The 22,035-nt window shown below is 72.6% G+C and carries 22 protein-coding genes; 15 read left to right on the forward strand and 7 right to left on the reverse strand.

The window, feature by feature from the left end:
- Window positions 1–76: 76 nt before the first annotated feature.
- Genes ACYVJE_RS02875 through ACYVJE_RS02895 form a run of 5 tightly spaced genes read left to right on the forward strand, consistent with a single transcriptional unit; the run spans window position 77 to window position 4,467 of the window.
- Window positions 77–700, forward strand: a complete 624-nt coding sequence (locus ACYVJE_RS02875; RefSeq protein WP_461143115.1) for a DUF4178 domain-containing protein — start codon at window positions 77–79, stop codon at window positions 698–700.
- A 3-nt stretch (window positions 701–703) separates the two neighbouring features.
- Window positions 704–1,138 carry a DUF4247 domain-containing protein gene (locus tag ACYVJE_RS02880; RefSeq protein WP_461143116.1) on the forward strand — a complete coding sequence of 145 codons (435 nt, stop codon included), beginning with the start codon at window positions 704–706 and terminating at the stop codon, window positions 1,136–1,138.
- A complete protein-coding gene (locus tag ACYVJE_RS02885; protein ID WP_461143117.1) occupies window positions 1,135–2,343 on the forward strand; it encodes a hypothetical protein in 1,209 nt (402 codons plus the stop codon). The genes ACYVJE_RS02880 and ACYVJE_RS02885 overlap by 4 nt, the downstream gene beginning before the upstream one ends.
- A 42-nt stretch (window positions 2,344–2,385) precedes the next feature.
- On the forward strand, window positions 2,386–2,808 hold the full coding sequence (locus ACYVJE_RS02890) for a DUF350 domain-containing protein (RefSeq protein ID WP_459158069.1): 423 nt from the start codon (window positions 2,386–2,388) through the stop codon (window positions 2,806–2,808).
- Between the two features lie 3 nt (window positions 2,809–2,811).
- The gene (locus tag ACYVJE_RS02895) at window positions 2,812–4,467 is read left to right on the forward strand and encodes a polyamine aminopropyltransferase (RefSeq protein ID WP_461143118.1); all 1,656 of its coding nucleotides are present in this window, start codon (window positions 2,812–2,814) and stop codon (window positions 4,465–4,467) included.
- Window positions 4,468–4,691: 224 nt separating this feature from the next.
- Here ACYVJE_RS02895 and ACYVJE_RS02900 read toward each other — a convergent pair whose 3' ends face one another.
- A complete protein-coding gene (locus tag ACYVJE_RS02900; RefSeq protein ID WP_461143119.1) occupies window positions 4,692–5,792 on the reverse strand; it encodes a LacI family DNA-binding transcriptional regulator in 1,101 nt (366 codons plus the stop codon).
- Between the two features lie 188 nt (window positions 5,793–5,980).
- Between ACYVJE_RS02900 and ACYVJE_RS02905 the strand changes: the two genes are divergently transcribed.
- The 9 genes from ACYVJE_RS02905 (at window position 5,981) to ACYVJE_RS02945 (ending at window position 15,264) form a co-directional block, all read left to right on the forward strand.
- Complete coding sequence (locus tag ACYVJE_RS02905; protein ID WP_459158066.1) at window positions 5,981–7,081, forward strand: ABC transporter ATP-binding protein; 1,101 nt, start codon at window positions 5,981–5,983, stop codon at window positions 7,079–7,081.
- A gap of 374 nt (window positions 7,082–7,455) precedes the next feature.
- Window positions 7,456–8,583: a metal ABC transporter solute-binding protein, Zn/Mn family gene (locus ACYVJE_RS02910; protein ID WP_461143120.1), complete on the forward strand. Its 1,128-nt coding sequence runs from the start codon at window positions 7,456–7,458 to the stop codon at window positions 8,581–8,583.
- 41 nt (window positions 8,584–8,624) lie between these two features.
- Window positions 8,625–9,494, forward strand: coding sequence for a metal ABC transporter ATP-binding protein (locus ACYVJE_RS02915; RefSeq protein WP_461143121.1), 870 nt, complete (start codon window positions 8,625–8,627; stop codon window positions 9,492–9,494).
- A 26-nt stretch (window positions 9,495–9,520) separates the two neighbouring features.
- Entirely contained in the window at window positions 9,521–10,360 is an 840-nt protein-coding gene (locus tag ACYVJE_RS02920; RefSeq protein WP_459159887.1) for a metal ABC transporter permease, read from the forward strand.
- Window positions 10,361–10,491: 131 nt separating this feature from the next.
- Window positions 10,492–10,683 carry a PspC domain-containing protein gene (locus ACYVJE_RS02925; protein WP_459158063.1) on the forward strand — a complete coding sequence of 64 codons (192 nt, stop codon included), beginning with the start codon at window positions 10,492–10,494 and terminating at the stop codon, window positions 10,681–10,683.
- A 424-nt stretch (window positions 10,684–11,107) separates the two neighbouring features.
- Window positions 11,108–11,587: a GtrA family protein gene (locus ACYVJE_RS02930; protein WP_459158062.1), complete on the forward strand. Its 480-nt coding sequence runs from the start codon at window positions 11,108–11,110 to the stop codon at window positions 11,585–11,587.
- A 167-nt stretch (window positions 11,588–11,754) separates the two neighbouring features.
- Window positions 11,755–12,678, forward strand: coding sequence for a LysR family transcriptional regulator (locus ACYVJE_RS02935; protein WP_459158061.1), 924 nt, complete (start codon window positions 11,755–11,757; stop codon window positions 12,676–12,678).
- A gap of 192 nt (window positions 12,679–12,870) precedes the next feature.
- Window positions 12,871–13,920 (forward strand): MBL fold metallo-hydrolase, encoded by a 1,050-nt coding sequence (locus tag ACYVJE_RS02940; RefSeq protein WP_461143122.1) that lies wholly within the window; start codon window positions 12,871–12,873, stop codon window positions 13,918–13,920.
- Window positions 13,921–13,929: 9 nt separating this feature from the next.
- Entirely contained in the window at window positions 13,930–15,264 is a 1,335-nt protein-coding gene (locus tag ACYVJE_RS02945) for an MFS transporter (protein ID WP_461143123.1), read from the forward strand.
- A gap of 200 nt (window positions 15,265–15,464) precedes the next feature.
- On the opposite strand, the gene rlmB is transcribed toward ACYVJE_RS02945, so the two are convergent.
- The 6 genes from rlmB to ACYVJE_RS02975 form a co-directional block, all read right to left on the reverse strand.
- Window positions 15,465–16,421 carry a 23S rRNA (guanosine(2251)-2'-O)-methyltransferase RlmB gene (gene rlmB / locus ACYVJE_RS02950; RefSeq protein ID WP_459158058.1) on the reverse strand — a complete coding sequence of 319 codons (957 nt, stop codon included), beginning with the start codon at window positions 16,419–16,421 and terminating at the stop codon, window positions 15,465–15,467.
- Between the two features lie 3 nt (window positions 16,422–16,424).
- Window positions 16,425–17,813 (reverse strand): cysteine--tRNA ligase, encoded by a 1,389-nt coding sequence (gene cysS, locus ACYVJE_RS02955; RefSeq protein ID WP_461143124.1) that lies wholly within the window; start codon window positions 17,811–17,813, stop codon window positions 16,425–16,427.
- A gap of 529 nt (window positions 17,814–18,342) precedes the next feature.
- Window positions 18,343–19,023, reverse strand: a complete 681-nt coding sequence (locus tag ACYVJE_RS02960) for an HAD family hydrolase (protein ID WP_461143125.1) — start codon at window positions 19,021–19,023, stop codon at window positions 18,343–18,345.
- A 77-nt stretch (window positions 19,024–19,100) separates the two neighbouring features.
- Window positions 19,101–19,571, reverse strand: coding sequence for a 2-C-methyl-D-erythritol 2,4-cyclodiphosphate synthase (gene ispF, locus ACYVJE_RS02965; RefSeq protein WP_459159886.1), 471 nt, complete (start codon window positions 19,569–19,571; stop codon window positions 19,101–19,103).
- Between the two features lie 67 nt (window positions 19,572–19,638).
- Window positions 19,639–20,328 carry a 2-C-methyl-D-erythritol 4-phosphate cytidylyltransferase gene (gene ispD / locus ACYVJE_RS02970; protein ID WP_459158055.1) on the reverse strand — a complete coding sequence of 230 codons (690 nt, stop codon included), beginning with the start codon at window positions 20,326–20,328 and terminating at the stop codon, window positions 19,639–19,641.
- Between the two features lie 19 nt (window positions 20,329–20,347).
- A complete protein-coding gene (locus ACYVJE_RS02975) occupies window positions 20,348–20,836 on the reverse strand; it encodes a CarD family transcriptional regulator (protein ID WP_459158054.1) in 489 nt (162 codons plus the stop codon).
- A 590-nt stretch (window positions 20,837–21,426) separates the two neighbouring features.
- Between ACYVJE_RS02975 and ACYVJE_RS02980 the strand changes: the two genes are divergently transcribed.
- A complete protein-coding gene (locus tag ACYVJE_RS02980; RefSeq protein ID WP_461143126.1) occupies window positions 21,427–22,017 on the forward strand; it encodes a copper chaperone PCu(A)C in 591 nt (196 codons plus the stop codon).
- Window positions 22,018–22,035: the final 18 nt, after the last annotated feature.

A 22,035-nucleotide genomic window follows, 5' to 3' on the forward strand; every position in this document is an offset into this window, starting at 1 on the left:
CACAACGGAACCGATCGCACCCCGTACCCTCATCGGGCAGGTGCGAGCCGACTTCCGAACCGAAAGGCGCAGCAGGGTGACCTTCCTGTACATCATCATCGCCGTGCTGGTGATCGTGGCGGTCGTCGCGGTCGTGCTCGGCGTTCGGGCGCGCAGAGCCGCCGCCCAGCCGCCCGCGCAGGCGGCCCCGACCGACCCGTTCGGGACCGGTGACCAGGACGCGCTGCGCGGGGACCCGCGCAAGCTGCGCGCCGGGGACATCGTGGAGATCCGCGAGCACACCTACACGGTCCGCGGCAGCCTGCGGTTCTCCGAAGGCGGCTGGACCTGGGACTCGCACCTGCTCGACGACGCCAGGGGAACCCAGGTGTGGTTGGAGGTCGAGGAGGACCCGGACCTGGAGCTGTCGCTGTGGACCGAGGCCCCCGACGCCCCGGAACCGGGTGCGCGCCAGCTCGAGCACGCCGGCCGCACCTTCCGCCGCGAGGAGTCGGGGTCCGCGGAGTTCCGCAGCGAGGCGACCACCGGTCTGGACGAGGCCGGCACGGTCCGCTACTACGACTACGAGGCCTCCGACGGCACGATGCTCGGCTACGAGTCCTACGGCGAAGCCGAGGGGTCCGGCGGAGCCGAGTGGGAGGCCAGCACCGGGGAGGAGCTCACCCGGTACGAGGTCCGCGTCTACCCGGCTGCGAGCTGACGCATGAAGCCGGGTTGCTGGTTCACCATCGCCGGGATAGCCGGGGTCTTCGCGCTGATCCTCGGACTGACCACCGCGTTCTCCACCGGGCTGAGCCCGCGTTCCTACGTGCAGCACAACTACGCGCGCGCGGAGCGGATGGACCCGCCGGGGCGCAACAGCCGCGCGTACACGAGTCCGCAGCCGCCCACGCAGGTCGCCGCGGACATCAGCGACCACTGGCGGCCGCAGAACCGCTACGCCGACGGCTCCGGGATCTACCTGCGCTACCCCGATGACGCGATCGTGGTGAAACCGCGCGGCCGCGGCTCCCGCATCGATGTCATGGACGCGCGCCGCGCGTACCACCACTACTACGGGATCATCGGCGGCGCCTGGGGGTGGAACAGCACCTACGGGGAGAGCTTCCGCGGACGCGGCCCGGGGGTGGGCAAATGAACCGGCACTCAGCCCAGAACCGGAGCTCGCTGAGCACCAACGACAAGCGGACCCTGTTCGGCCTGCTGGCCGTGCTCGGCGGCGGCCTGCTGATCTGGGTCATCACCAGCGGCATGCTGCCGAGCTCCGACCAGGACACGTTCACCTCGGACGACACCGAGCGCTACAACGACAGCGACCTCTACACCGGCGCGTCGATCCCCGGTTTCACGCAGCAGGACGCGGAGAAGCTCTCCCGCGCCCTCGCCGAGGCGGCCCGTCCCCACGGCGACCTCTGCCTCGGGTGGCGCCTGCTCGACGGCACCGGGACGCCTGATCCGGAACCGCGCGGCGTCGGCTCCAGCGAGGGCCCGAACGTGCCGGCGGACCGGTGCTCGCGGTGGGCCGAGGTGGTGGTCACCGTGGCGTACGGGGACAGCAACGACTGGGACGCCGCGGAGATCGCGGTGAACACCTCGCCCGACCTGCACGCGCTGATCACCGAGGACGACTTCGTCAGCAGCGGCATCACGGCCGACACGCTCGTCGCGGAGCCGGTCGGCGCGACGGGGCAGGCCGCGCTCCTGCTGCCGCTGCTGCTGACCGAGCAGGGCGAGCTGGAGCCCGCCTCCCCCGCGGACTCAGCAGCCGAGCCGCCGGACGAGGCGGCCCCGCCCACCGGCGGCGGCAACGGCGCGTGGATGGTGGTGGCCTGGCTGGGCGTCCTGGTGCTCATCACGATCGGCGCGCTGCTCGGCGGGTTCCTGACGCGCGCCAGGATGAAGCGGGAGTCGCGCGGGGACGGCCCCGGTGGTCCTGGTGAGCCGGGTGGACCCGGTGGTCCCGGTGGGCCCAGCGGTCCGGGCGGCCCCGGTCCGTCCGGTGGGCCGGGCGGACCGGCGGGGCCGCCTCCGGGGGTCCCGGACCCGTCGATGCCGAACCAGCCCATGCCCGGTCAGGGACGGCCCGCGTCCGGGCAGTTCACGCCGGGCCAGCCGGCCCCGCCGGGCACGCACGGCCAGCCGCACCCCGGGGCCTCGGGTCAGCAGCCGTGGCCGGGTCAGCAACAACCGTGGCCGGGGCAGGCCGCCGCTCCGCAGCACCCGGCGGCGCCACCCGCGGCCCCGGGTCAGCAACCACCGCGGGCCGGTCAAGACGGCGCCGTCCCGCGGCCCCCGGCGGGACCGTCCACGCCCCCGCCCGACACCGCGGACCCGCCGCGGTGAACCCGCGACCACGACGACGAAAAGGACACGCACCCCGTGCTCGTGAACGATCTGCTTTTCGGCCTGCTGTCCGCAGTCCTCTACGGAGCGGTCGGGCTCGCCATGATGGCCCTGGGCTACGTGCTCGTCGACCTCGGCACCCCGGGCCGCCTGCGGAACCTGATCTGGCGCGACGCCAACCCGAACGCGGCGCTGCTGCTGGTCTCCGGGCTGCTCAGCGTCGGGATCATCCTGACGACGGCGATCGCGGCGAGCGCGCACGACCTCGCCGCCGGGCTGGTCGGCACCGTGACCTACGGTCTGCTGGGGCTGCTCATGATGAGCCTGTCGTTCCTGATCATCGACGTGATGACCCCGGGCAGGCTCGGTGAGGAGCTGTCCCAGCCGCGCCTGCACCCCGCCACGTGGGTGTCGGCCGCGGCGCACGTGGTCATCGCAACCATCATGGCCGCCGCGATCTGGTGATTCATGTCCGTCTCGCAGGAGTCCGCCGAAGCACCCGCTGACGCGGACCGCGCACAGCAGGAAACCGCACCGAGCACCGAACCGCCCACGTCGGACGACGCGGGCGGTGCTGCGCGTCACCGCGGGAAGCTGGCGCGCACCGCCGTGCTCGTGGCCGTGTTCGTCTGCGCCGCCTGCGGACTGGTGTACGAACTCGCGCTGGTCGCCCTGGGCAGCTACCTCATCGGCGACACGATCGGCCAGGCGTCGATCGTGCTGTCGCTGATGGTGTTCGCGATGGGCGTCGGCGCGCTCGCGGCGAAACCGCTGCAGCGCTTCCCCGCCGCGGCCTTCGCGAGCATCGAGATCGCGCTGGCCCTGCTCGGCGGGTTGAGCGTGCTCGGGCTCTACGCCGCGTTCGCGTGGCTGAGCCTGTACATGCCCGCGCTGATCGTCACCGCGCTCGTGCTGGGCGCGCTCGTCGGGGCCGAGATCCCGCTGCTCATGGTGCTGCTGCAGCGCATCCGCAGGCAGGACGCGGGCAGCGCGGTGGCCGACCTGTTCGCCGCCGACTACGTGGGCGGGCTCGTCGGCGGGCTCGCGTTCCCGTTCCTGCTGCTGCCGCTGTTCGGCCAGCTGCAGGGCGCGCTGGTCGTCGGCATGGTCAACGCGGCCGCCGGCCTGGGGCTCGTGCTCGGCGTCTTCCGCCGCGACCTGCCGCGGCGCGCGGTCGTGCTGCTGTCGCTGGGCTGCGTGCTCGTCGGCGGCGTCCTCGGCGGGGCCTACGCCTTCGCCGACCGCTTCGAGGTCACCGCGCGGCAGGCGCTGTACTCCGATCCGATCGTGCACGCGGAGCGCTCGCGCCACCAGGAGGTCGTGCTGACGGAGTCCCGCTCGCCGACCGGACCGAACGACACGCGGCTGTTCCTCAACGGGGACCTGCAGTTCAGCACCGTGGACGAGTACCGCTACCACGAGGCGCTGGTGCACCCGGCGATGGACGGCCCGCGGGGCAACGTCCTCGTCCTCGGCGGCGGGGACGGACTGGCGCTGCGCGAGATCCTGCGCTACCCGGACGTGCGCCACGTGACCCTGGTGGACCTGGACCCGGCGGTGCTGCGCCTGGGGCGCGACGACCCGCGGGTGTCCACGGTGAACGAGCACGCGTTCGACGATCCGCGCGTCACCGCGATCGCCGACGACGCGTTCAGCTGGCTGCGGGAGCACCGCGGGCAGCGGTTCGACACCGTGTTCGTGGACATGCCCGACCCGGACTCGGAGTCCACGGCGAAGCTGTACTCCGCCGAGTTCTACGCGCTGGTGCGGCACGCGACCGCGCCGCACGCCCGGGTGGCGGTCCAGGCCGGATCGCCGTACTTCGCCCCGAAGGCCTACTGGGGCATCGAGGCGAGCATGCGGGAGGCGGGCTTCCGCACGGTGCCGTACCGGGTGCAGGTGCCGAGCTTCGGCGAGTGGGGGTTCCACCTGGCCAGCGCGGAGCGCACCCCGGAGCTGGGCCTGCCGGACGACGTGCCGCGGCTGCGGTCGCTCGACGAGCCGACGCTGCAGGCCGCGGCGACGTTCCCGCCGGACCGGGCGCGCGTCGAGGACGTGCAGCCCTCCACGCTCATGCACCCGCGGATCCTGCAGTACTCCCAAGGCGCCTGGAAGAACTACTGACCATCACGGCCCGAACCAGCGGTGGTCGCGCGTCCTCCACCTCGACGCGGCAGCGTCGAGGGACCGCCCGGGCAACTGGACCCACCGGGGGTTCTCCTGTGCGGCTCGTCGCGAGGAAGGCTCGACGTTGTGCAGGTCGCTGCTCGATGTCGAGCACCCGGAGCGAGAGCCGTGCAGGAGGTTCCGCCACGGGACCCTCCGCGCGGATCAGAAAAATCCTGTTGTCACGGCCCGAACCAGCGCTCCTCGAGGGACCGGGGCGAAGCCGCGGTCTGCCCCTCGAGGAGCTCGGTCTCCAGGGTGACCTGCCCCGGGCGCCCGGGTTCGGCCTGTTCGAGCAGCAGCCGCCCCGCGGCGCGCCCCTTCTCCAGCACGGGCTGCCGCACCGTGGTCACCCCGGCCCGCTCGGCCTCGGCGATGCCGTCGAAGCCGGTGACGGTGACGTCCTCCGGCACCCGGCGCCCGCGGTTGCGCACCTCGTCGAGCGCGCCGAGCGCGAGGATGTCGGAGGTGCACACCAGTGCCGTGACCTCCGGGTCGTGGTCGAGCACCTGCGCGGCGGCCGCGGCGCCCGATTCGACGCTGTGGTCGAACCGCTCCACGACGGGCACCCGGGCCCAGTCCACCCCGGCTTCGCTGAAGACCTCGGCGAGCGCGGTCAGCCGGGCCTTCTGCACGTGGAAGCTGGCGTGCGCCTGCCGGTGCGGTGCGGCGAACCCGTCGTTGCGGCCGCGGGCCAGCCGCATGCAGCACACGCCGATGCGCCGGTGCCCCAGCTCGATGAGGTGCCGGGCCATGCCCCGCATGGCCGCGGCGTCGTCGGGGCCGACCCAGTCGAGGTTGTCGAGCCGCGGCTGGTCGGAGATCACCACCGGCAGGGGCCGCTCGAGCACGGCCGCCAAGTGCGGGTCGTCCTCCGGCACCGAGTACACGACGAACCCGTCCACCCCGGCCCGGTGCACCGCGGCGATGTCCTCGCGCTCCGGGTTGGCCGGGATGAGCGTGAGGCCCTGCCCGGCGTCCTCGCACGCCAGCGCGAGGCCTTCGAGGAAGCCGAGCGCCCCCGGGTCGCGGAAGGCGTAGGAGAGGTTCTCGGTGAGCAGCAGACCGACGGCGCCGCTCTTGCGCGTGCGCAGCGAACGCGCCACCGGGTCGGGCCCGGGGTAGCCGAGCCGGCGCGCGGTGTCCAGCACCCTCTTGCGCAGCTCCGGGGAGAGCTGGTCGGGCCGGTTGTACGCGTTCGAGACCGTCGTCCGCGACACGCCCAGCTCCGCGGCGAGGGACGCCAGAGTCGCAGGGCGTCGGGCATTCGTTGGCCGAGCCATGCGGGAACCGTAACGGTTCAGATCGGCGTGGTGAAGCGGGCGTGAGGCGCACGACACGTCCGCGCCGAACCGGTCACGGTACGCGACCGCGATGAACACGGAGTGAATCGCACTCCGGTGAGGTCTATCTCACGTCGCGTTCGGCGGTTAGCTTGTGTGAGCCGGTTCAGGTGAAAGGTGAGTCACACATGGCCGAGGTCGCTTTCCGGAACGCTTCGCGAGTTTACCACGGCACCCCTCCGGTCCGGGCCGTGGACCAGCTCTCCCTCGACATCGCCGACGGCGAGTTCCTCGTTCTCGTGGGACCCTCCGGGTCCGGCAAGTCCACCGCGCTGCGCATGCTCGCGGGACTGGAGGACGTGGACGAGGGCGCGATCACGATCGGTGGAACGGACGTGACCGACGTTCCGCCGAAGTCGCGGGACATCGCGATGGTGTTCCAGTCCTACGCGCTGTACCCGCACATGACCGTCGCCGAGAACATGGGTTTCGCGCTGAAGCTGCGCAAGAAGCCGAAGGAGTTCATCCGCGAGAAGGTGACCGAGGCGGCGCGGATGCTGGACCTGGAGCCGTACCTGGACCGCAAGCCGAAGGCGCTGTCCGGCGGGCAGCGGCAGCGGGTCGCGATGGGACGGGCGATCGTGCGCGAACCGAGCGCGTTCCTCATGGACGAACCGCTGTCCAACCTGGACGCCAAGCTGCGCGTGGAGACGCGCGCGAACATCGCCGCGCTGCAGCGCAGCCTGGGCACGACGACGGTCTACGTCACCCACGACCAGGTCGAGGCGATGACGATGGGCCACCGGGTCGCGGTGCTCCAGGACGGCCTGCTGCAGCAGGTCGCCACCCCGCGCGAGCTCTACGAGAACCCGGCGAACGCGTTCGTGGCCGGGTTCATCGGTTCGCCCGCCATGAACCTCAAGACGGTGCCGCTGAGCTCGGACGGAGCGGTGCTCGACGGGCACACCGTCCCGCTGCCGCGCACGGCGATCTCGGCCGCCGGGAGCCTGCAGGAGGTGACCTTCGGCGTGCGCCCCGAGTCGCTGCGCCTGACGTCCTCCGAGGACCCGGACAGCCTGACGCTGACCGTGGAGCTCGTGGAGGAGCTCGGCGCCGATGCGCTCATCCACGGCAGCATCGACGTGGGCGGCACGCCGCAGCGGTTCGTGGTGCGGGCCGACGGGCGGACGCCCCCGGCGCTGGGCGACCGCGTGCACGTCACGTTCCGCGACTCCGACGAGATCCACGTGTTCCACCCGGAGACGGGCAACCGGATCGCCGCCGCGTAGCGCCGGCGCACTCGCGGCCCCACCGGCACCGCACCGGGCGCTCCGGTGCGGTGCCGGTGCGCGTCCGCCCGGATCCCGCCCGAATTCACCAACCGGCGGATCGTGAAAATATGCGAATGCGCGCATGCGGAATGCGGGAATCGCGCCGGACCCGCGGAGTCCCGCCGCTCGAAAAGCGGAACGCATGCCGAAGTGCGCATGCGAAATGCGCTGACCGGGCATTTCCCCGCGAGTTGTGACACGAAATACCTCGATCGGATGGCGCCAGCGGCCAGCAGAGCCCTAAACTGCACATGACAACGATTTCCGTTTGTCGTGTCGTGGCATGTTGCTCAGCCATTCGTGGCGATCTCATTCGATCGAGGAGCCCAGTGATGACCGTCCGTGCGCACATGGCGCGCCGCAGGTACCGACTCACCACCACGGCCCTGGCCGGCGTCACCACCACCGCACTGGTCCTGACCGCCTGCGGCAGCGGCGAGCAGGGCGGCGGCTCCGACGGCAAGCCGTCGGTGGTGACCTCCACCGACGTGTGGGGCAGCGTGGTGCGGGCGGTCGGCGGCGAGCAGGTCGACGTCGAGTCGATCATCGACGACCCGGGAACCGACCCGCACTCCTACGAGAGCACCCCGCGGGACGCTGCCGCGGTCAGCGATGCCGACCTCGTCCTGTTCAACGGCGGCGGCTACGACGAGTTCATGCCGCAGATCGTCTCCTCCACCGGTGAGCGCACACCCACCATCCAGGCGTTCGACGGCGGGAGCGGCCACGACCACGGAGGCCACGACCACGGCGCCGAGCAGCAGGACGAGCACGGCCAGCCCGACGGAGGGGACGGCCACGGGGAGCGCTCCGCCGAGCAGCAGGGCCACGCCGAGCAGCAGGGCCACGCCGAGCAGCAGGGCCACGCCGAGCAGCAGGGCCACGGTTCCCACGAGCACGGCAGCCAAGAGCACGGTGGCCACGACCACGCCGGCGGGAACGAGCACATCTGGTACGACCCGCACGCGGTCGCGGACGTGAGCAACGAGGTCGCCGCGAAGCTCGGCGAGCTGCGCCCGCGGTCGGCCGAGCAGTTCCGGCGCAACGCCGAGCAGTTCCGCCAGCAGATCGACGGCCTCAACGAGCGGGTCGCCGAGATCCGCGAGGCGCACCGGGGCGATCAGGTCATCGTCACCGCACCGATCGCCGACCACCTGGTCGAGGAAGCCGGCCTGCGCGACACCACGCCGCAGGAGTTCGTCAACGCGGTCGAAGCCGGCAACGACCCGTCCGCGGCCGCCGTCGCCGCCATCGACGACGCCGTGTCCTCCGGCCGCGCCTCCGCCGTCATCCACAACCCGCAGACCGAGTCCCCCGTGACCCGCGACGTCCGGCAGAAGGCCGCGGACAACGGCATCCCGGTGGTGCAGATGTCCGAAACGCTGCCGCAGGACCGGTCCGAGTACGTGCCGTGGATGCGGGGGCAGGTCGACGCGCTCGCCCGCGCGCTGAACGCGTGACCCCCGCACCGGCACACCCCGCGCACACCGAAGGGACCCGAGTGACACGCTCCCGACCACTGGCGACCACCGCGCCCGCGGAGAGCACCACCGCGCCCGCCGTCCGGCTCCGCGGTGCGGGCCTGCGCTACGGCGCCCGCACCCTCTGGGACGACCTGGACCTGGACGTGCATCCCGGCGAGTTCGTGGCCGTCCTCGGCCCGAACGGCACCGGCAAGACGAGCCTGCTGCGCGTCCTGCTCGGGCTGACCGGGCTGAGCAGCGGCACCGCCGAGATCGCGGGCGGGCCGGTGCGCCGCGGCGGCGACCGCATCGGCTACATCCCGCAGCAGCGGGCCGTGGACACCACGGTGACCATCCGCGGCCGCGACCTCGTCGGCCTCGGGCTGGACGGGCACAGCTGGGGCCTCGGCTGGCGCAACCGGCGCCGGCGCAAGCAGCGCGTCGACGCGGCCCTGCGCGCGGTGGAGGCCACCGCCTACGGCCACGTGCCGCTGGGTCTGCTCTCCGGCGGGGAGCAGCAGCGGCTGCGCGTGGCGCAGTCCCTCGTCGGCGATCCCGACGTGCTGCTGTGCGACGAGCCGCTGCTGTCGCTGGACCTGGCGCACCAGCGCAAGGTCAGCGAACTCATCGCGCGGCAGGCCCGCGGGACCGGAGCCGCGGTCCTGTTCGTCACCCACGAGATCAACCCGGTGCTGCCGGTGGTGGACCGCGTGCTCTACCTCGCCGACGGCCGGTTCCGGCTCGGCACGCCCGACGAGGTGATGAACTCGGCGACGCTGTCCGAGCTGTACGGAACCGACGTGGAAGTGGCCCGCGTCGGCAACCGGCTGGTGATCGCCGGTGCGGAGGACACCGCGGCGGCCGAACCGCACGGCGCCGCGCACCACGTGCAGCAGGAGGACGCGTGAACTCGCTGGGTGAGGACCTCGGCGGCATGTTCGACTTCGCGGTGACCGGCGAACTGCTCGCCTACCCGTTCGTGCAGCAGGCGCTGCTCGCCGCGGCCGCGCTGGGGCTCGTCTCCGGTTGCCTGGCCCCGCTCGTGGTGGCCCGCAAGATGTCGTTCGCCGTGCACGGCACCGCGGAACTCGCCTTCACCGGGGCCGCGGCCGCGCTGCTGCTCGGGATCAGCGTCGGCGTGGGATCGCTGGTCGGTGCCGTGATCGCCTCGCTGCTGCTGGGACTGCTGGGGCAGCGCGGCACGGAGCGCGACTCGGTGATCGGCGCGATCCTGTCCTTCGGCATGGGCGTGGGCGTGTTGCTGCTGTGGCTCAACTCCGAACGCACGGCCAACAAGTTCAGCATCCTCATCGGGCAGATCGTCGGCGTGAACTCGTTCGACGTGGCCCTGCTGAGCACCAGCGCCGCGGTCGTGCTCGTCGTGTTCGCCTGCCTCTACCGGCCGCTGCTGTTCACCAGCGTCGACCCGGACGTGGCCGGTGCGCGCGGTGTTCCCGCGCGGGTGCTCACCCCCGTGTTCGCCGTGCTCGTCGGCGTGGCCACGGCCCTCGGCGTGTACACCGTCGGCGCGCTGCTCGTGATGGCGCTGATGGTGACACCGGGGGCGGCGGCCGCGCGCGTGACCGCCAACCCGGTGGTGGCGACGGTGCTGTCGGTCGTGTTCGCCGAAGCGGCCGCGCTCGGCGGGATCGTGCTCTCCCTGGCCCCGGGGGCGCCGGTGAGCGCGTTCGTCACGAGCATCTCGTTCATCATCTACCTGGTCTGCCGCGGGCTCGGGACGCACCGGCTGCGGCGCCTGTCCCGCGCGGCGTGAGGGCGCCGCGGCGCGTGCCGGGGCCCCGGGTGCACCGGTGCCGCGGCGCGCTGCGGGCTGCGGGCTGCGCCGGGGTGTTCTCAGGGTTCGTCCCGGATCCCCGAGCCCCTCAGCCGCGGGAGGATGGGGGCATGACGGCACGTGCGAACGAACTCATCCGCCCGCGCTCGGGAGCGTGGATCGCCGGCGTGTGCGCCGGCCTGGCCGACCGGTTCGGCCTGCCGCGCGGACTGGTGCGCCTGGCATTCGTGCTCTCCTGCCTGCTGCCTGGCCCGCAGTTCGTGATCTACCTGGTCCTGTGGGTGATGATCCCGCGCCGCTGAGGCCCGGCGGGGTCGCTGATGCCTGGTCGGTCCCCGCCCTCCGGTCGACCGCTGCCACCCGATCGTGGGATGCGACACAGCGGCGATGCTGATCACACCCCGGCGCAGCAGCCGGCTCGGTGCGCGGAGGCGCTGCGCACCGCCGGTCGTCGACGGACGGCGCGCACACGAGCGGCCGGCGCCGGGAGAATTCCCCGCCACTCCGCGAGATCCAGCACCCGGCCGGACACGCGCGGGCACCTCCGGAACACCGCGCGACCGGGCCTTCCGGGCACGGTGCGCACCGGGGCGGTCACAGGAGGAATCCGGACGAGGAGGACACGAGGCGGGGGGAATCCTTACCCTGACCCGGAGCGCGTCCTTCCGGTACGCCGACCGCGGCACCGCGGCCCGTCGCGGCGGCACGGGTGAGCTGGAGGAGAGGTTGACAACGGACACCAGGGCCCCGGCGCGCGCCGGGGCGTCGGGCACCGCCGCCGCTCCGACCGCGCGGCTCGGGCTGGTCCGCCAACTGCTCCGCTTCGGCCTCGCCGGCGCCGTCGCCGGCATCACCGACTACAGCAGCCTCCAGCTGCTCACCCGCGCCGGGTTGCTCTCCGAACTGGCGAAGGCGATCAGCTTCGTCCTGGGCAGCACGGTCGGCTACGCGATCAACAGCAACTGGACGTTCGCGGCCCGGCGCGACGCGCGCGAAGTGGTCAGCGTGACCGGCGCCTACGGCCTGGCCTTCTGCCTCAACGTCAGCGCCTACGCCGCGCTGCGGTACTCCCTGCCGGAGATGCCGTGGAAGATCACCCTGTGCTGGTTCCTCGCGCAGGCGCTCGCCACCTCGTGCAACTTCGCGGTGCAGCGGGGCCTGATCTTCCGCCGCGGCCGCAGGGCCGGGCGCACCGCGCGGAGCTGACCACCCCGAACCGGCCGGGCCGGTCCGCCTGATCCCGACTCGCGCACCGCTCAGCACTGCGGTGCTCGACGCGCGGCCGCAGACCCGCCTGCCGCCGGCTCCGAGGTGAGCTGCCGCGCGGGAACCGAACGCAGCGGGGGCGCTCCGCGATCGGGTACGTTCGCGCGATGCCGACACCGCCGTCGGGGCCGAGCAGTTCGTCGGGGGCGCGAGTGGAACGCCGTCAGATCGAGTACTTCACCGCTGTCGCGGACCACGGCAGCTTCACCGCTGCGGCGCACGCGCTGCACGTGGCCCAACCATCCCTGTCCCGGGCGATCAAGACCCTGGAGCGCGAGCTCGGAACCGAGCTGTTCCACCGCCTCCCCCGCGGCATCCGCCTCTCCGCGGCCGGGGAAGCGTTGCTGGACTCCGCCCGCCACGCGCTGCGCGAGTTCGAAGTCGGCCGCGCGCTGGTCCACGAAGTCGCCGGGGTGCGGTCCGGGCGGTTGGACATCGCGAGCCTGCCCACGCTCGCGCTGGACCCGCTGGCACCGGTGATCGGCCGGTTCCGCACCGCACGACCGGGCATCACGCTGCGCCTGGTGCAACCGGAGGAGCGCGCCGCCGTCCGGGACAGCGTGGCCTCCGGGCAGGCGGAGCTCGGCGTCGCCGACGCCGCCGGGGAACCCGACCCCGAACTGGCCACCGAACGGATCGGCGACCAGGACTTCGTCGCGGTCCTGCCGCCCGGTTCGCCCCCGCCGCCCACCGGGGAGATGCCCTGGGACGAGCTGCTGGCGCGCGATTTCGTCACCGGAGTCCCCGGAACCGTGGGGCGGGACATCCTCGAGGAGCAGGCCCGGCGGCGCGGCGCGTCGCTGCGGCTCGTCGTCGAAGTCTCCCACCGGGAATCGGCGCTGCACCTGGTGGTCGCCGGCGCCGGATGTGCGCTGCTGCCCGCACCGCTGGCGGACATCGCCGCGCTGAAGGGCGCCGTGACGGCCCGCACCTCGCCCCCGCTGCACCGCGAGCTGCGGTTGCTGCGCCGCGCCGGACGGCTGTCCCCGGCCGCCCGGGAGTTCCGGGAGCTGCTGCTGCGCGGCGAGTAGCGGTCCCGGCGCCGCGCGGTGCCCGCCCGCCATAGCGAACTGCTATCCGGAGGGGCGCCGAACCGGTCTTTGTGCCACCGCAGCGCCGGCTGTGCAATGGGTCACGTCGCTGTCCGGTGGTGCGGACACCGGAGCGTGCGCCGCGCGCTCAGCGCCGGCGGTCCGCGCCACCCCGCTGCTCCGGGAGGATTCATGGCATCCGCGCTCACCGGCGAAACCCGCGCACCCCACGTGGTCACCCTCGGCACCGTCGGGGGGCCGCGGTGGTGGGAAGGCATGACAGAGCACCACTCGGCGGGGATCGCCACGGCGGTCGTCGTCGGAGACGCGGTGTACCTGGTCGACTGCGGGCGCAACGCGGGGCACCAGCTCGTCAGGGCGGGACTGCCGATCTCCGCGCTGCGCGCCGTGTTCCTGACCCACCTGCACTCGGACCACACCGTGGACCTCGACGAGCTGGCCGTGTTCGGCCTGTTCTACCGGGCCGACCGGGGACTGCCACCGGTGCACGTCCTGGGGCCGGGCGAACGGGGCGCCCTGCCACCGGTCTCCGCCCGCGCGGCAACACCTCCGGAACCGCTGTTCCCGGAGAACCCCACGGGCGGCACGGTTTCGATGTTCCACCACTTGATGGCCGCGCACGCGACCGACCTGAACTACCGCGTGCTCGGCGCGCTGCGCCCCTCGCCGCTGCAGTGCTTCGACTGCGCGGACATCGCGCTGCCGGAGGGGTGCGACTTCGACCCCGATGACCGCCCGGATCCGCCGATGGAACCGTTCGAGGTCTACCAGGACGAGCGGGTTCGGGTCACCGCGATCCTGGTGCACCACCCGCCGGTCGCGCCCGCGTACGCGTTCCGTTTCGACACGGACGCGGGATCGGTGACGATCTCCGGCGACACCGCCCCGTGCGAGAACCTCGTGCGGATCGCGGAGGACACCGATCTGCTGCTGCACGAGGCCATCGACTTCGACTGGGTGCGGCGCACGTACGCCGCGCACGCGGACGAGTTCAGCCAAGCGTCGATCGACCACCACCACCGCTCGCACACGAGCCCCGAAGACGCGGCAGCACTGGCGAAGCGCGCCGGTGCGAGGGGGCTGGCGCTGCACCACCTCGTCCCGGGCAACGCCTCCCGCGCCGTGTGGTGGAAAGCGGCCGGGCACTTCGACGGAGCGTTCCACGTTCCGTCCGATCTGGACGTCCTCCCGATCGGCTCGACGACCCCGGCACCGAAGTGAGGCCGCACCATGACGCAGAATCCCGTTGAAACGAGGGGAACGCGCCCGGACAGCGTCAACACCGGACAGCTGCGGCGGATCCTGGCATCGAGCTTCATCGGCAGTTCCATCGAGTACTACGACTTCATCCTGTACGCGATGGCCGCGAGCATCGTGTTCAACCAGGTGTTCTTCACGGCTCTGACGCCGGGAGTGGGGTTGTTCGCCTCCTTCGGGACGCTCGCCGTGGGGTACGTGGCGCGCCCGCTCGGCGGCGTCGTCCTCGGGCACTTCGGTGACCGCGCCGGCCGCAAGACGGTCCTGGTGGTGTCCATGGTGCTGATGGGCGCCGCGACGATGGCGATCGGACTGCTGCCGACGACCGCGCAGATCGGCATGGCCGCTCCCGTGCTGCTGGTGCTGCTGCGGATGCTCCAGGGAGTCGCGGTGGGCGGCGAGTGGGGCGGAGCGATGCTCATCGCCCTGGAGCACGCACCGGACTCGCGCCGCGGCTTCGCGGCGAGCTTCGCGAACATGGGTGGTCCCGCCGGTGCGGTGCTGGCGACCCTCGCGGTGTCGGCGTTCTCCACGCTGCCCGACGAGCAGTTCCTCGCGTGGGGCTGGCGGATGCCGTTCCTGCTGAGCGCCCTGCTCATCATCGCGGGGCTCGTGGTGCGCCTGAAGGTCGTCGAGAGCCCGCTGTTCGCGGAGCTGGAGAAGACCGCGGAGCAGCGCCGCATCCCGCTGACCGAAGTGGTCACGACCTACCCGCGCAACTGGGCCCTGGGCGTGATCGCCGGGATGAGCTCCTACACCGTGCAGGGGTTGATGACGGTGTGGGCGGTGTCCTACGTCATCGACGCGGGGTTGGACCGCACCGCCGTGCTGAACGTGAAGGCCGTCGGTGCGACGTTGACCGCCGTGCTGGTGTGGTTCGCCTCCCGCGCCAGCGACCGGCGCGGGCGCAGACCGGTGATGTTCAGCGGCATGCTCGCCGGGGCGGTACTGGCCTTCCCGATCCTGTGGCTGCTGCAGACCGAGGCGCTGTGGGGCTTCGCCCTCGCCTTGTTCCTGGCCAACAGCGTGATCCAGGGCGTGATCTTCGGGCCCTTCGGCGCGTTCGCCGCCGAGCTGTTCCCCACCCGCGTCCGCTACACGGGCGCGTCGCTGACGTACCAGACCGCGTCCACGGTGGATGGTGGCTTCACACCGATGATCGCGACCGCACTGGTCCTGCTGGCCGACGGGCAGCTGTGGTTGCTGGGAACCGCGTGGGCGCTGTCGTTCCTCGCCGCCGGGGCCTGCGTGCTGGCCACGCGCGAAGGTCGCGACCTGGACCTCCGCGGGGACATGCGCGGCACGTAGTCGGCACGTCGCGCGGGTGCACCGCCCGAGCGGGGCGCCCTCGGGCGGTGTCGCGCCCCGGTGGGGTGCTGCGCCGGGGTCCCGCGGAGCGCGGCAGCACCCGCGCCGCTTCCCGAATCCGCGACCGCTCGCCGGGCCGGTCACGCCGCGCGGGGCCGCCCGGCACGGGGCCGCCCCGCACCGACCCGGCCCCGCACCGCTCAGCGGGTGCGGCGGCGGCGCGCCACTTCCGCCAGCACCACGCCGGAGGCCACGGAGGCGTTGAGCGATTCGACGCTGCCGGCCATCGGGATGGACACGGTCTGGTCGCAGGTCTCGCGGACCAGGCGGGACAGCCCCCGACCCTCGGAACCGACGACGACGACCAGCGGTTCCGTCGCCAGCTCCAGATCGTCGGAGCTGATGTCCGCGTCGGCGTCCAGGCCCACGCACATCAGCCCGGCCTTCTTCAGGTCCTTCAGCGTGCGCGTGAGGTTGACGCACCGCGCCACCGGCAGCTGCGCCGCAGTTCCCGCGCTGGCGCGCCACGCCACGGCGGTCATGCCCGCGCTGCGCCGCTGCGGCAGGATCACGCCGTGCGCACCGAAGGCGGCCGCGGAACGCACCACGGCGCCGAGGTTGCGCGGATCGGTGACGCCGTCCAGCGCGACGATCAGCGGGGCCATGCCCGAGTTCTGCGCTGCTTCGAGCACGTCCTCCGGGTCGCCGTACTTGTACGGCGGCACCTTCAGCGCCAAGCCCTGGTGGTTCGCCCCGCCGGTGAGCTTGTCGATCTCGGTCCGCGGCGCGTCGACGACGGCGATGCCGTGCGTGCGCGCGGTTTCCACGGCTTCGGTCACGCGGTCGTCGGTGTCGATGCCGTAGGCCACGAACACGCCCGTGGCGGGCACTCCCGCGCGCAGGCACTCCACGACCGGGTTGCGGCCGGCGACGATCTCGGGGGCGTTCTCCTTCTTCTCGCGCCGCTGCTCCTTGTCGCGCTCGGCCGCGACCTTGGCCTGCTTGCGCTTGTGCGCGGGGTGGTTGGCGCGGTCCTCGGCCTTCGGGACCGGCTTGCGCCCCTTGCTGATCTGCTTGCGCTTCTGGCCGCCGGAGCCGACGACCATCCCCTTCTTCTTCTTGCTCGTGGCACCGCGGCGCCTGTCGTTACCTGCCAAGTCCTACCCGTCCTTCAATGTCCACATCGGACCGTCAGGAGTGTCCTCGACGGCGATTCCGCACGCCTGCAACCGGTCCCGCACCGCGTCGGCCGTGGCGAAGTCCTTGTTCTGCCGGGCCTGCTGGCGCTGCTGGAGCAGGTCGTCCACGAGCTCGCCCAGCGCTCGGCGCGCGGCGTCGTCCGCGCGCGCCTCGGCCCACTGCGGCGAGAGGGGGTCCAGGCCGAAGACGTCGGTCATGGTCCGCACCGAGGCGGCCGCCCCGCGGGCGGCGCCCTCGTCACCGCTGTCGAGCGCCGCGTTGCCGTCGCGCAGCGCGTTGTGCACCACCGCGATCGCCTGCGGCGTGCCGAGGTCGTCGTCCATCGCCGCGCGGAACTCGTCCGGAACCGGGCCGAAGTCCACAGCGCCGGTGCGCTGCACCACGCGCCGCACGAACGACTCGATCCGCCGGTACGTGGACACCGCCTCGGCCAGTCCGGCCTCGGAGAACTCCACGGTCGACCGGTAGTGCGGCGTCACGAGGTAGTAGCGCAGCTCCGACGCGCGCACGCGCTGCAGCACCGCCGGGATCGTCAACGTGTTGCCGAGCGACTTGGACATCTTCTCGCCGCTCATCGTGACCCAGGCGTTGTGCATCCAGTAGCGCGCGAACCCGTCGCCCGCGGCGTTGGACTGGGCCAGCTCGTTCTCGTGGTGCGGGAAGACCAGGTCCAGCCCGCCGCCGTGGATGTCGAACTCCGAGCCCAGGTAGTACGTGGCCATCGCCGAGCACTCCAGGTGCCACCCGGGCCGGCCCGCACCCCACGGGGTCGGCCAGCTCGGTTCGCCCGGCTTGGCGGACTTCCACAGCGTGAAGTCCCGCGGATCGCGCTTGGCGCCGCCGGACTCCCCCTGCTGCATCTCCTCGAGCCGCTGGCCGGACAGGCTGCCGTAGCGGTCGGCGAAGGTCTCCACCGCGAAGTACACGTCGCCGTCGGCCGCGTAGGCGTACCCGGCGTCGATCAGCCGCTGGACGAGCTCGACCATCTGCGTGATGTGCCCGGTCGCCCGCGGCAGCGCGGAGGGCGGCAGGCAGCCGAGCTGGTCGTAGGCGCGTTCGAACGCGCGCTCGTGCGTGGCGGCCCACTCCCACCACGGCCGGCCCGCGTCGGCGGCCTTGGTGAGGATCTTGTCGTCGATGTCGGTGACGTTGCGGACCAGCCGCACGTCGTAGCCGGTGTGCTGCATCCACCGGCGCAGCACGTCGAAGTTCAGCCCGCTGCGGACGTGGCCGACATGCGGAATGTCCTGCACAGTGGCACCGCACAGGTAGATCGACGCCACTGAGTCCTGGCGCGGTTGGAACTCGCGCGTGGTCCGCGTCGCGGTGTCATGCAGGTGCAGGCTCACAACCCCGATGGTACGGGGCGCGGACGCGGGCATCGGCGCCCACCACCGCACGGCGCCCGCCCGGCAGCGGCAGCGCCCCACCCGCGACCACGGGCCCCGTCGGGAGACCACGACCCCACTCGGAACCACGACCCCGCCCCGAGCCACGGCCTCGCCGGGAAACCGCGGCCCCACCGGCAACGGCCAGCAGCGGGGCGGGCAGCGGGGACAACGTCCCCTGCTCGTCGGCGGGAACCTGCTCACCCCAAACTGGAACCGTTCCAGAGAGCACAATTTTCATCAAAATTGTGAGCTGTCCCCACACGAGTGGAGCACGAGTTATCCCCACACGATCGAGATCAATCAACACGATCGAGGTCAACTTGTCGGATTTCTGTCCGGATTCGCCGGATCCTCGAGGTCCAGCGGGCCGACCCGACTCGGCGGGCCGACCCGATTCAGCGAGCCGGCTCAGCTCGGCGGGCCGGGCCGGCACCCGACGCGGGGCGGGCTCGGCGGGGCTCGTCAGGGGCGGGAGCCGCCGGGGAGCTCAGGCGAGGACATCGGCGAGGGCGGTGCGCAGGGCGTCGGGGCGCTCGGAGGTCGGGGCGGACTCGACGAGCTCGAAACGGCACCCGAGCGCGGTCGCACCGCCGTCCGCCTCGGCGCTGTCCCCGACCATGACCGCCTCGACCGGGTCGACGCCCAACCGCTCGCAGGCCCGCAGGAACAGCTTCGCGTCCGGCTTGACCAGGCCCTCCTCGTAGGAGAGCAGGAACTCGTCCACGTACTCGGCCGCACCGGTCCGCTCGAAGGCGGCGCGGAAGTCGAACGCGATGTTGCTGACCACGGCCACGCGCAGCCCGGCCTCCCGGCAGCGGCGCAGCACCTCGACCGCGTCCGGGTACGGAGTCCACTGGTCGGGGTCGATCAGCCTGCTGTACAGCGAGGCGGCCTGCTCCTCGTCGAGGCCCGAGTGCTGCAGCACCGCCATGTAGACCTTGCGGTGCAGCACCGGGTCCAGGTCGCGGTTCTCCCACGCGTCCTCGAACTCCTGGCCGAGCTGCACCACCTGCCCCGCCGGGGCGGTCAGCCGCCGCATGATCTCGGCCTGCTCGGAGGTGTCCAGCGGCCGGCCGGAGTCATCGGTGAAATCGGCCGACCAGGACTCGTCCTCCTCCAGGCGGAACAGCGTTCCGGAGAAGTCGAACAACACCGCGCGCATCGTCACGAGATCCACGATACGGGCACCGCGGGGCCGGACACACGCCAATGTGCGCCAGCTTGCACCCCGCGGCCCGGGGCCGCTCACTCCGCTGCGATCACCAGCGCCGTCGCGATCGCCGCGATGCCCTCGCCGCGCCCGGTCAGCCCCAGGCCGTCGGAGGTCGTCCCGGACACGGACACGGAGCCGCCGAGCGCCCCGGACAGCACCCGCTGGGCCTCCTCGCGCCGCGCACCGATCCGCGGCGCGTTGCCGACCACCTGCACCGTGGCGTTGCCCACGCGGGAGCCGGTCGCGGCCAGCCGCGCCCCGACCTCGGCGAGGAAGTCCACCCCGTGGGCCTCGCCCCAGCGCTCGTCGTCCGTGCCGAACACCGCGCCGAGATCGCCGATCCCGGCGGCCGCGAGCACGGCGTCGCACAGCGCGTGCGCGGCGACGTCGCCGTCGGAGTGCCCGACGCACCCGTCGGCCCCGGGCCAGTGCAGCCCGGCCAGCCAGCACTCCCTGCCGGGCTCGATCCGGTGCACGTCGACGCCCTGGCCGACGCGCGGCACGAGGACGCTCGCCCCGGCGGCGCGCCCCTCCTGCACCGGGCTTTCCGCGTAGTCCGTCACGACGTGCTCACCCACCGTGGTCCGTGGTCGCCAGGACCGCTTCCGCGACCGCGAGGTCGAATTCCGTGGTGATCTTCAGCGCACGGGGATTCCCCCGCACGGTCACCACGGGCTCCCCGAGGCGCTCGACCAGCCCCGCGTCGTCCGTGGCGACGTCCTCGGCGACATCGTAGGCGCGGCGCAGCACGTCCAGGGCGAACCCCTGCGGCGTCTGCACCGCGCGCAGCTGGGAGCGGTCGACCGTGCGCAGCACCGCCCCGTCGGTGCCGATCTCCTTGACGGTGTCCGCGACGGGCAGCACGGGGACCACCGCGGGAGCTCCGCGCTCGACCGCGTCCACGACGTCGCGGACCACTCCGGGCGGGGTGAAGGCGCGCGCGGCGTCGTGCACGAGCACGGTGCGCGCGCCGGGGGCCAGCTCGTCGACGCTGGCGAGGGCGCGGCGCACGGAGTCGGTGCGCTCGGCCCCGCCGACCACGGCGTGCACCCCGGCGGCACCGGGCAGTTCCGCCAGCACCGCGTCCCGCTGCTCGGCGGGAGCGGCGACGATGACCTGCCCCACTCGGCCCGAGGCCAGCAGCCCCCGGACCGAGCGGGACAGCAAGGACTCACCTTTCACCGGTACCAGCGCCTTGGGCTTGCCCGCGCCCAAGCGCACCCCGCGGCCTGCCGCGGGGACCAGCGCGACAACACTCACGCTCGTCCGGTCCCGGTGCTCACACGGCGGTGGCGAGGACTTCGTCGAGCAGGCTCTCGGCCTTGTCCTCGTCCGTGCCCTCGGCCAGGGCCAGCTCGCTCACGAGCACCTGCCTGGCCTTGGCCAACATGCGCTTCTCGCCCGCGGACAAGCCGCGGTCCTGTTCGCGTCGCCACAGATCACGCACCACCTCGGCCACCTTGTTCACGTCGCCGGAGGCGAGCTTCTCCACGTTGGCCTTGTACCGCCGAGACCAGTTCGTGGGCTCCTCGGTGTGCGGTGCGCGCAGCACGTCGAAGACGTGATCGAGACCCTCCTGGCCGACGACGTCCCGCACGCCGACAATTTCGGCATTGTCAGCGGGGACGCGGACAGTGAGGTCACCTTGTGCGACCCGGAGGACGAGGTACTGTTTTTCCTCACCCTTGATCACCCGGTTCTCGATCGCTTCGATCGTTGCGGCACCGTGGTGCGGGTAGACGACGGTCTCTCCGACCTTGAAACCCATGTGTCCTCTGCCCCTTTCGCTTCGTCCAGCCTAGCACGGCCGAGCAACTCCACCACCGGCGGCTCGGCGTTCGTCGTCGCAGGTCAGAAGGCGAACAGGGGTTGACAAACCCTTCGTGATCGTGCAAGCAACGAGAATCCGGCGGCAGTTTTAATCCACAGTAGACATTGAGTGAACCGGACGATTGCCCACATCGGATCCTCCGCGCGCGCCCGGCTCCGGGCGGCGAACGCGCTGATCAGCGCGCGGAAGCACCCCGCGGTAGCGCCCCGGGGGCACCCCGGTCGCCGCCGGCCCCGCGGCCGCGTCCGGGAGACGCCGCGGCCCGCCCGGACGCGCGCCGGCAACCGGTCGCCGCCCCCCGCTCCGTCCGCATTGCGGGAAATCGCCACCTCCCGGGCGAACCCCGGGCCGGGGGCGCGGCGGGGAGGAACCGCGGCGGTGCCGAACGCCCCGGCCGTCCCGGGCGGGGCAGCACCCCCGCTCACCGGCGCCTGCGCGCCGCCCTCGGGACCTGGCACCACCACGCCCGCACCGGGGGTCTAGGCTCGGTCCGGGTTGTCCGGCTATCAGGGAGGGACGCTGCAACCGTGATCCGCCCACAGCACCACAAGAGCGCACGCCTGCGACTGGTCCCGGCCGCACTCGGACTCGGCGCCGCCGTCGTCCTCGGAGGATGCAGCGCCGGTCAGACCACGGAGACGGAGACCCAGGTCGCGGCCGTCAACGGCGCCTCGAAGGAGAACGGCGACATCGCGGTCCGGGACGCGCAGTTCACCTTCCCGCAGGACGGCACCGCCTACCCCCAGGGATCGTCCGCGCCGGTCCAGCTCATGATCGCCAATTCGGGTGAGACCAGCGACCGCCTCGTCGGGGCCTCCAGCCCGTACGCGGCCTCGGTCGACATCAGCGGCACCACCGAGCTGCCCGGCGACACCGCCCTGCACGCCTACGGCGAGCAGGCCCCGGGCACCGAGGACTCCGGCTACGTCCAGCCGACGTCGAACCCCGACCAGCGCGAGGTCGCGATCACCGTCAACGGCTTCACCGAGGAGATCGGCCCCGGCGTGACCATCCCGGTGACCTTCCGGTTCGCCGAGGCCGGGGAGATCACGGTGCAGGTGCCGATCGGGCAGGACCACCGCCCGCGGCCCGAGCACGGCAGCCCGCAGCCCGAGTGATCCCCTCCGGCGCCGACC

Source organism: Salinifilum aidingensis (genome assembly GCF_054782015.1).

Excerpts from the sequence above, each read along its gene's own strand:
- ACYVJE_RS02880 (WP_461143116.1), top strand. The coding sequence starts at position 704 with ATGAAGCCGGGTTGCTGGTTCACCATCGCCGGGATAGCCGGGGTCTTC.
- ACYVJE_RS02885 (WP_461143117.1), top strand. The coding sequence starts at position 1,135 with ATGAACCGGCACTCAGCCCAGAACCGGAGCTCGCTGAGCACCAACGAC.
- ACYVJE_RS02895 (WP_461143118.1), top strand. The coding sequence starts at position 2,812 with ATGTCCGTCTCGCAGGAGTCCGCCGAAGCACCCGCTGACGCGGACCGC.
- ACYVJE_RS02900 (WP_461143119.1), bottom strand. The coding sequence starts at position 5,792 with ATGGCTCGGCCAACGAATGCCCGACGCCCTGCGACTCTGGCGTCCCTC.
- ACYVJE_RS02905 (WP_459158066.1), top strand. The coding sequence starts at position 5,981 with ATGGCCGAGGTCGCTTTCCGGAACGCTTCGCGAGTTTACCACGGCACC.
- ACYVJE_RS02910 (WP_461143120.1), top strand. The coding sequence starts at position 7,456 with ATGACCGTCCGTGCGCACATGGCGCGCCGCAGGTACCGACTCACCACC.
- ACYVJE_RS02920 (WP_459159887.1), top strand. The coding sequence starts at position 9,521 with ATGTTCGACTTCGCGGTGACCGGCGAACTGCTCGCCTACCCGTTCGTG.
- ACYVJE_RS02925 (WP_459158063.1), top strand. The coding sequence starts at position 10,492 with ATGACGGCACGTGCGAACGAACTCATCCGCCCGCGCTCGGGAGCGTGG.
- ACYVJE_RS02935 (WP_459158061.1), top strand. The coding sequence starts at position 11,755 with ATGCCGACACCGCCGTCGGGGCCGAGCAGTTCGTCGGGGGCGCGAGTG.
- ACYVJE_RS02940 (WP_461143122.1), top strand. The coding sequence starts at position 12,871 with ATGGCATCCGCGCTCACCGGCGAAACCCGCGCACCCCACGTGGTCACC.
- ACYVJE_RS02945 (WP_461143123.1), top strand. The coding sequence starts at position 13,930 with ATGACGCAGAATCCCGTTGAAACGAGGGGAACGCGCCCGGACAGCGTC.
- ACYVJE_RS02975 (WP_459158054.1), bottom strand. The coding sequence starts at position 20,836 with ATGGGTTTCAAGGTCGGAGAGACCGTCGTCTACCCGCACCACGGTGCC.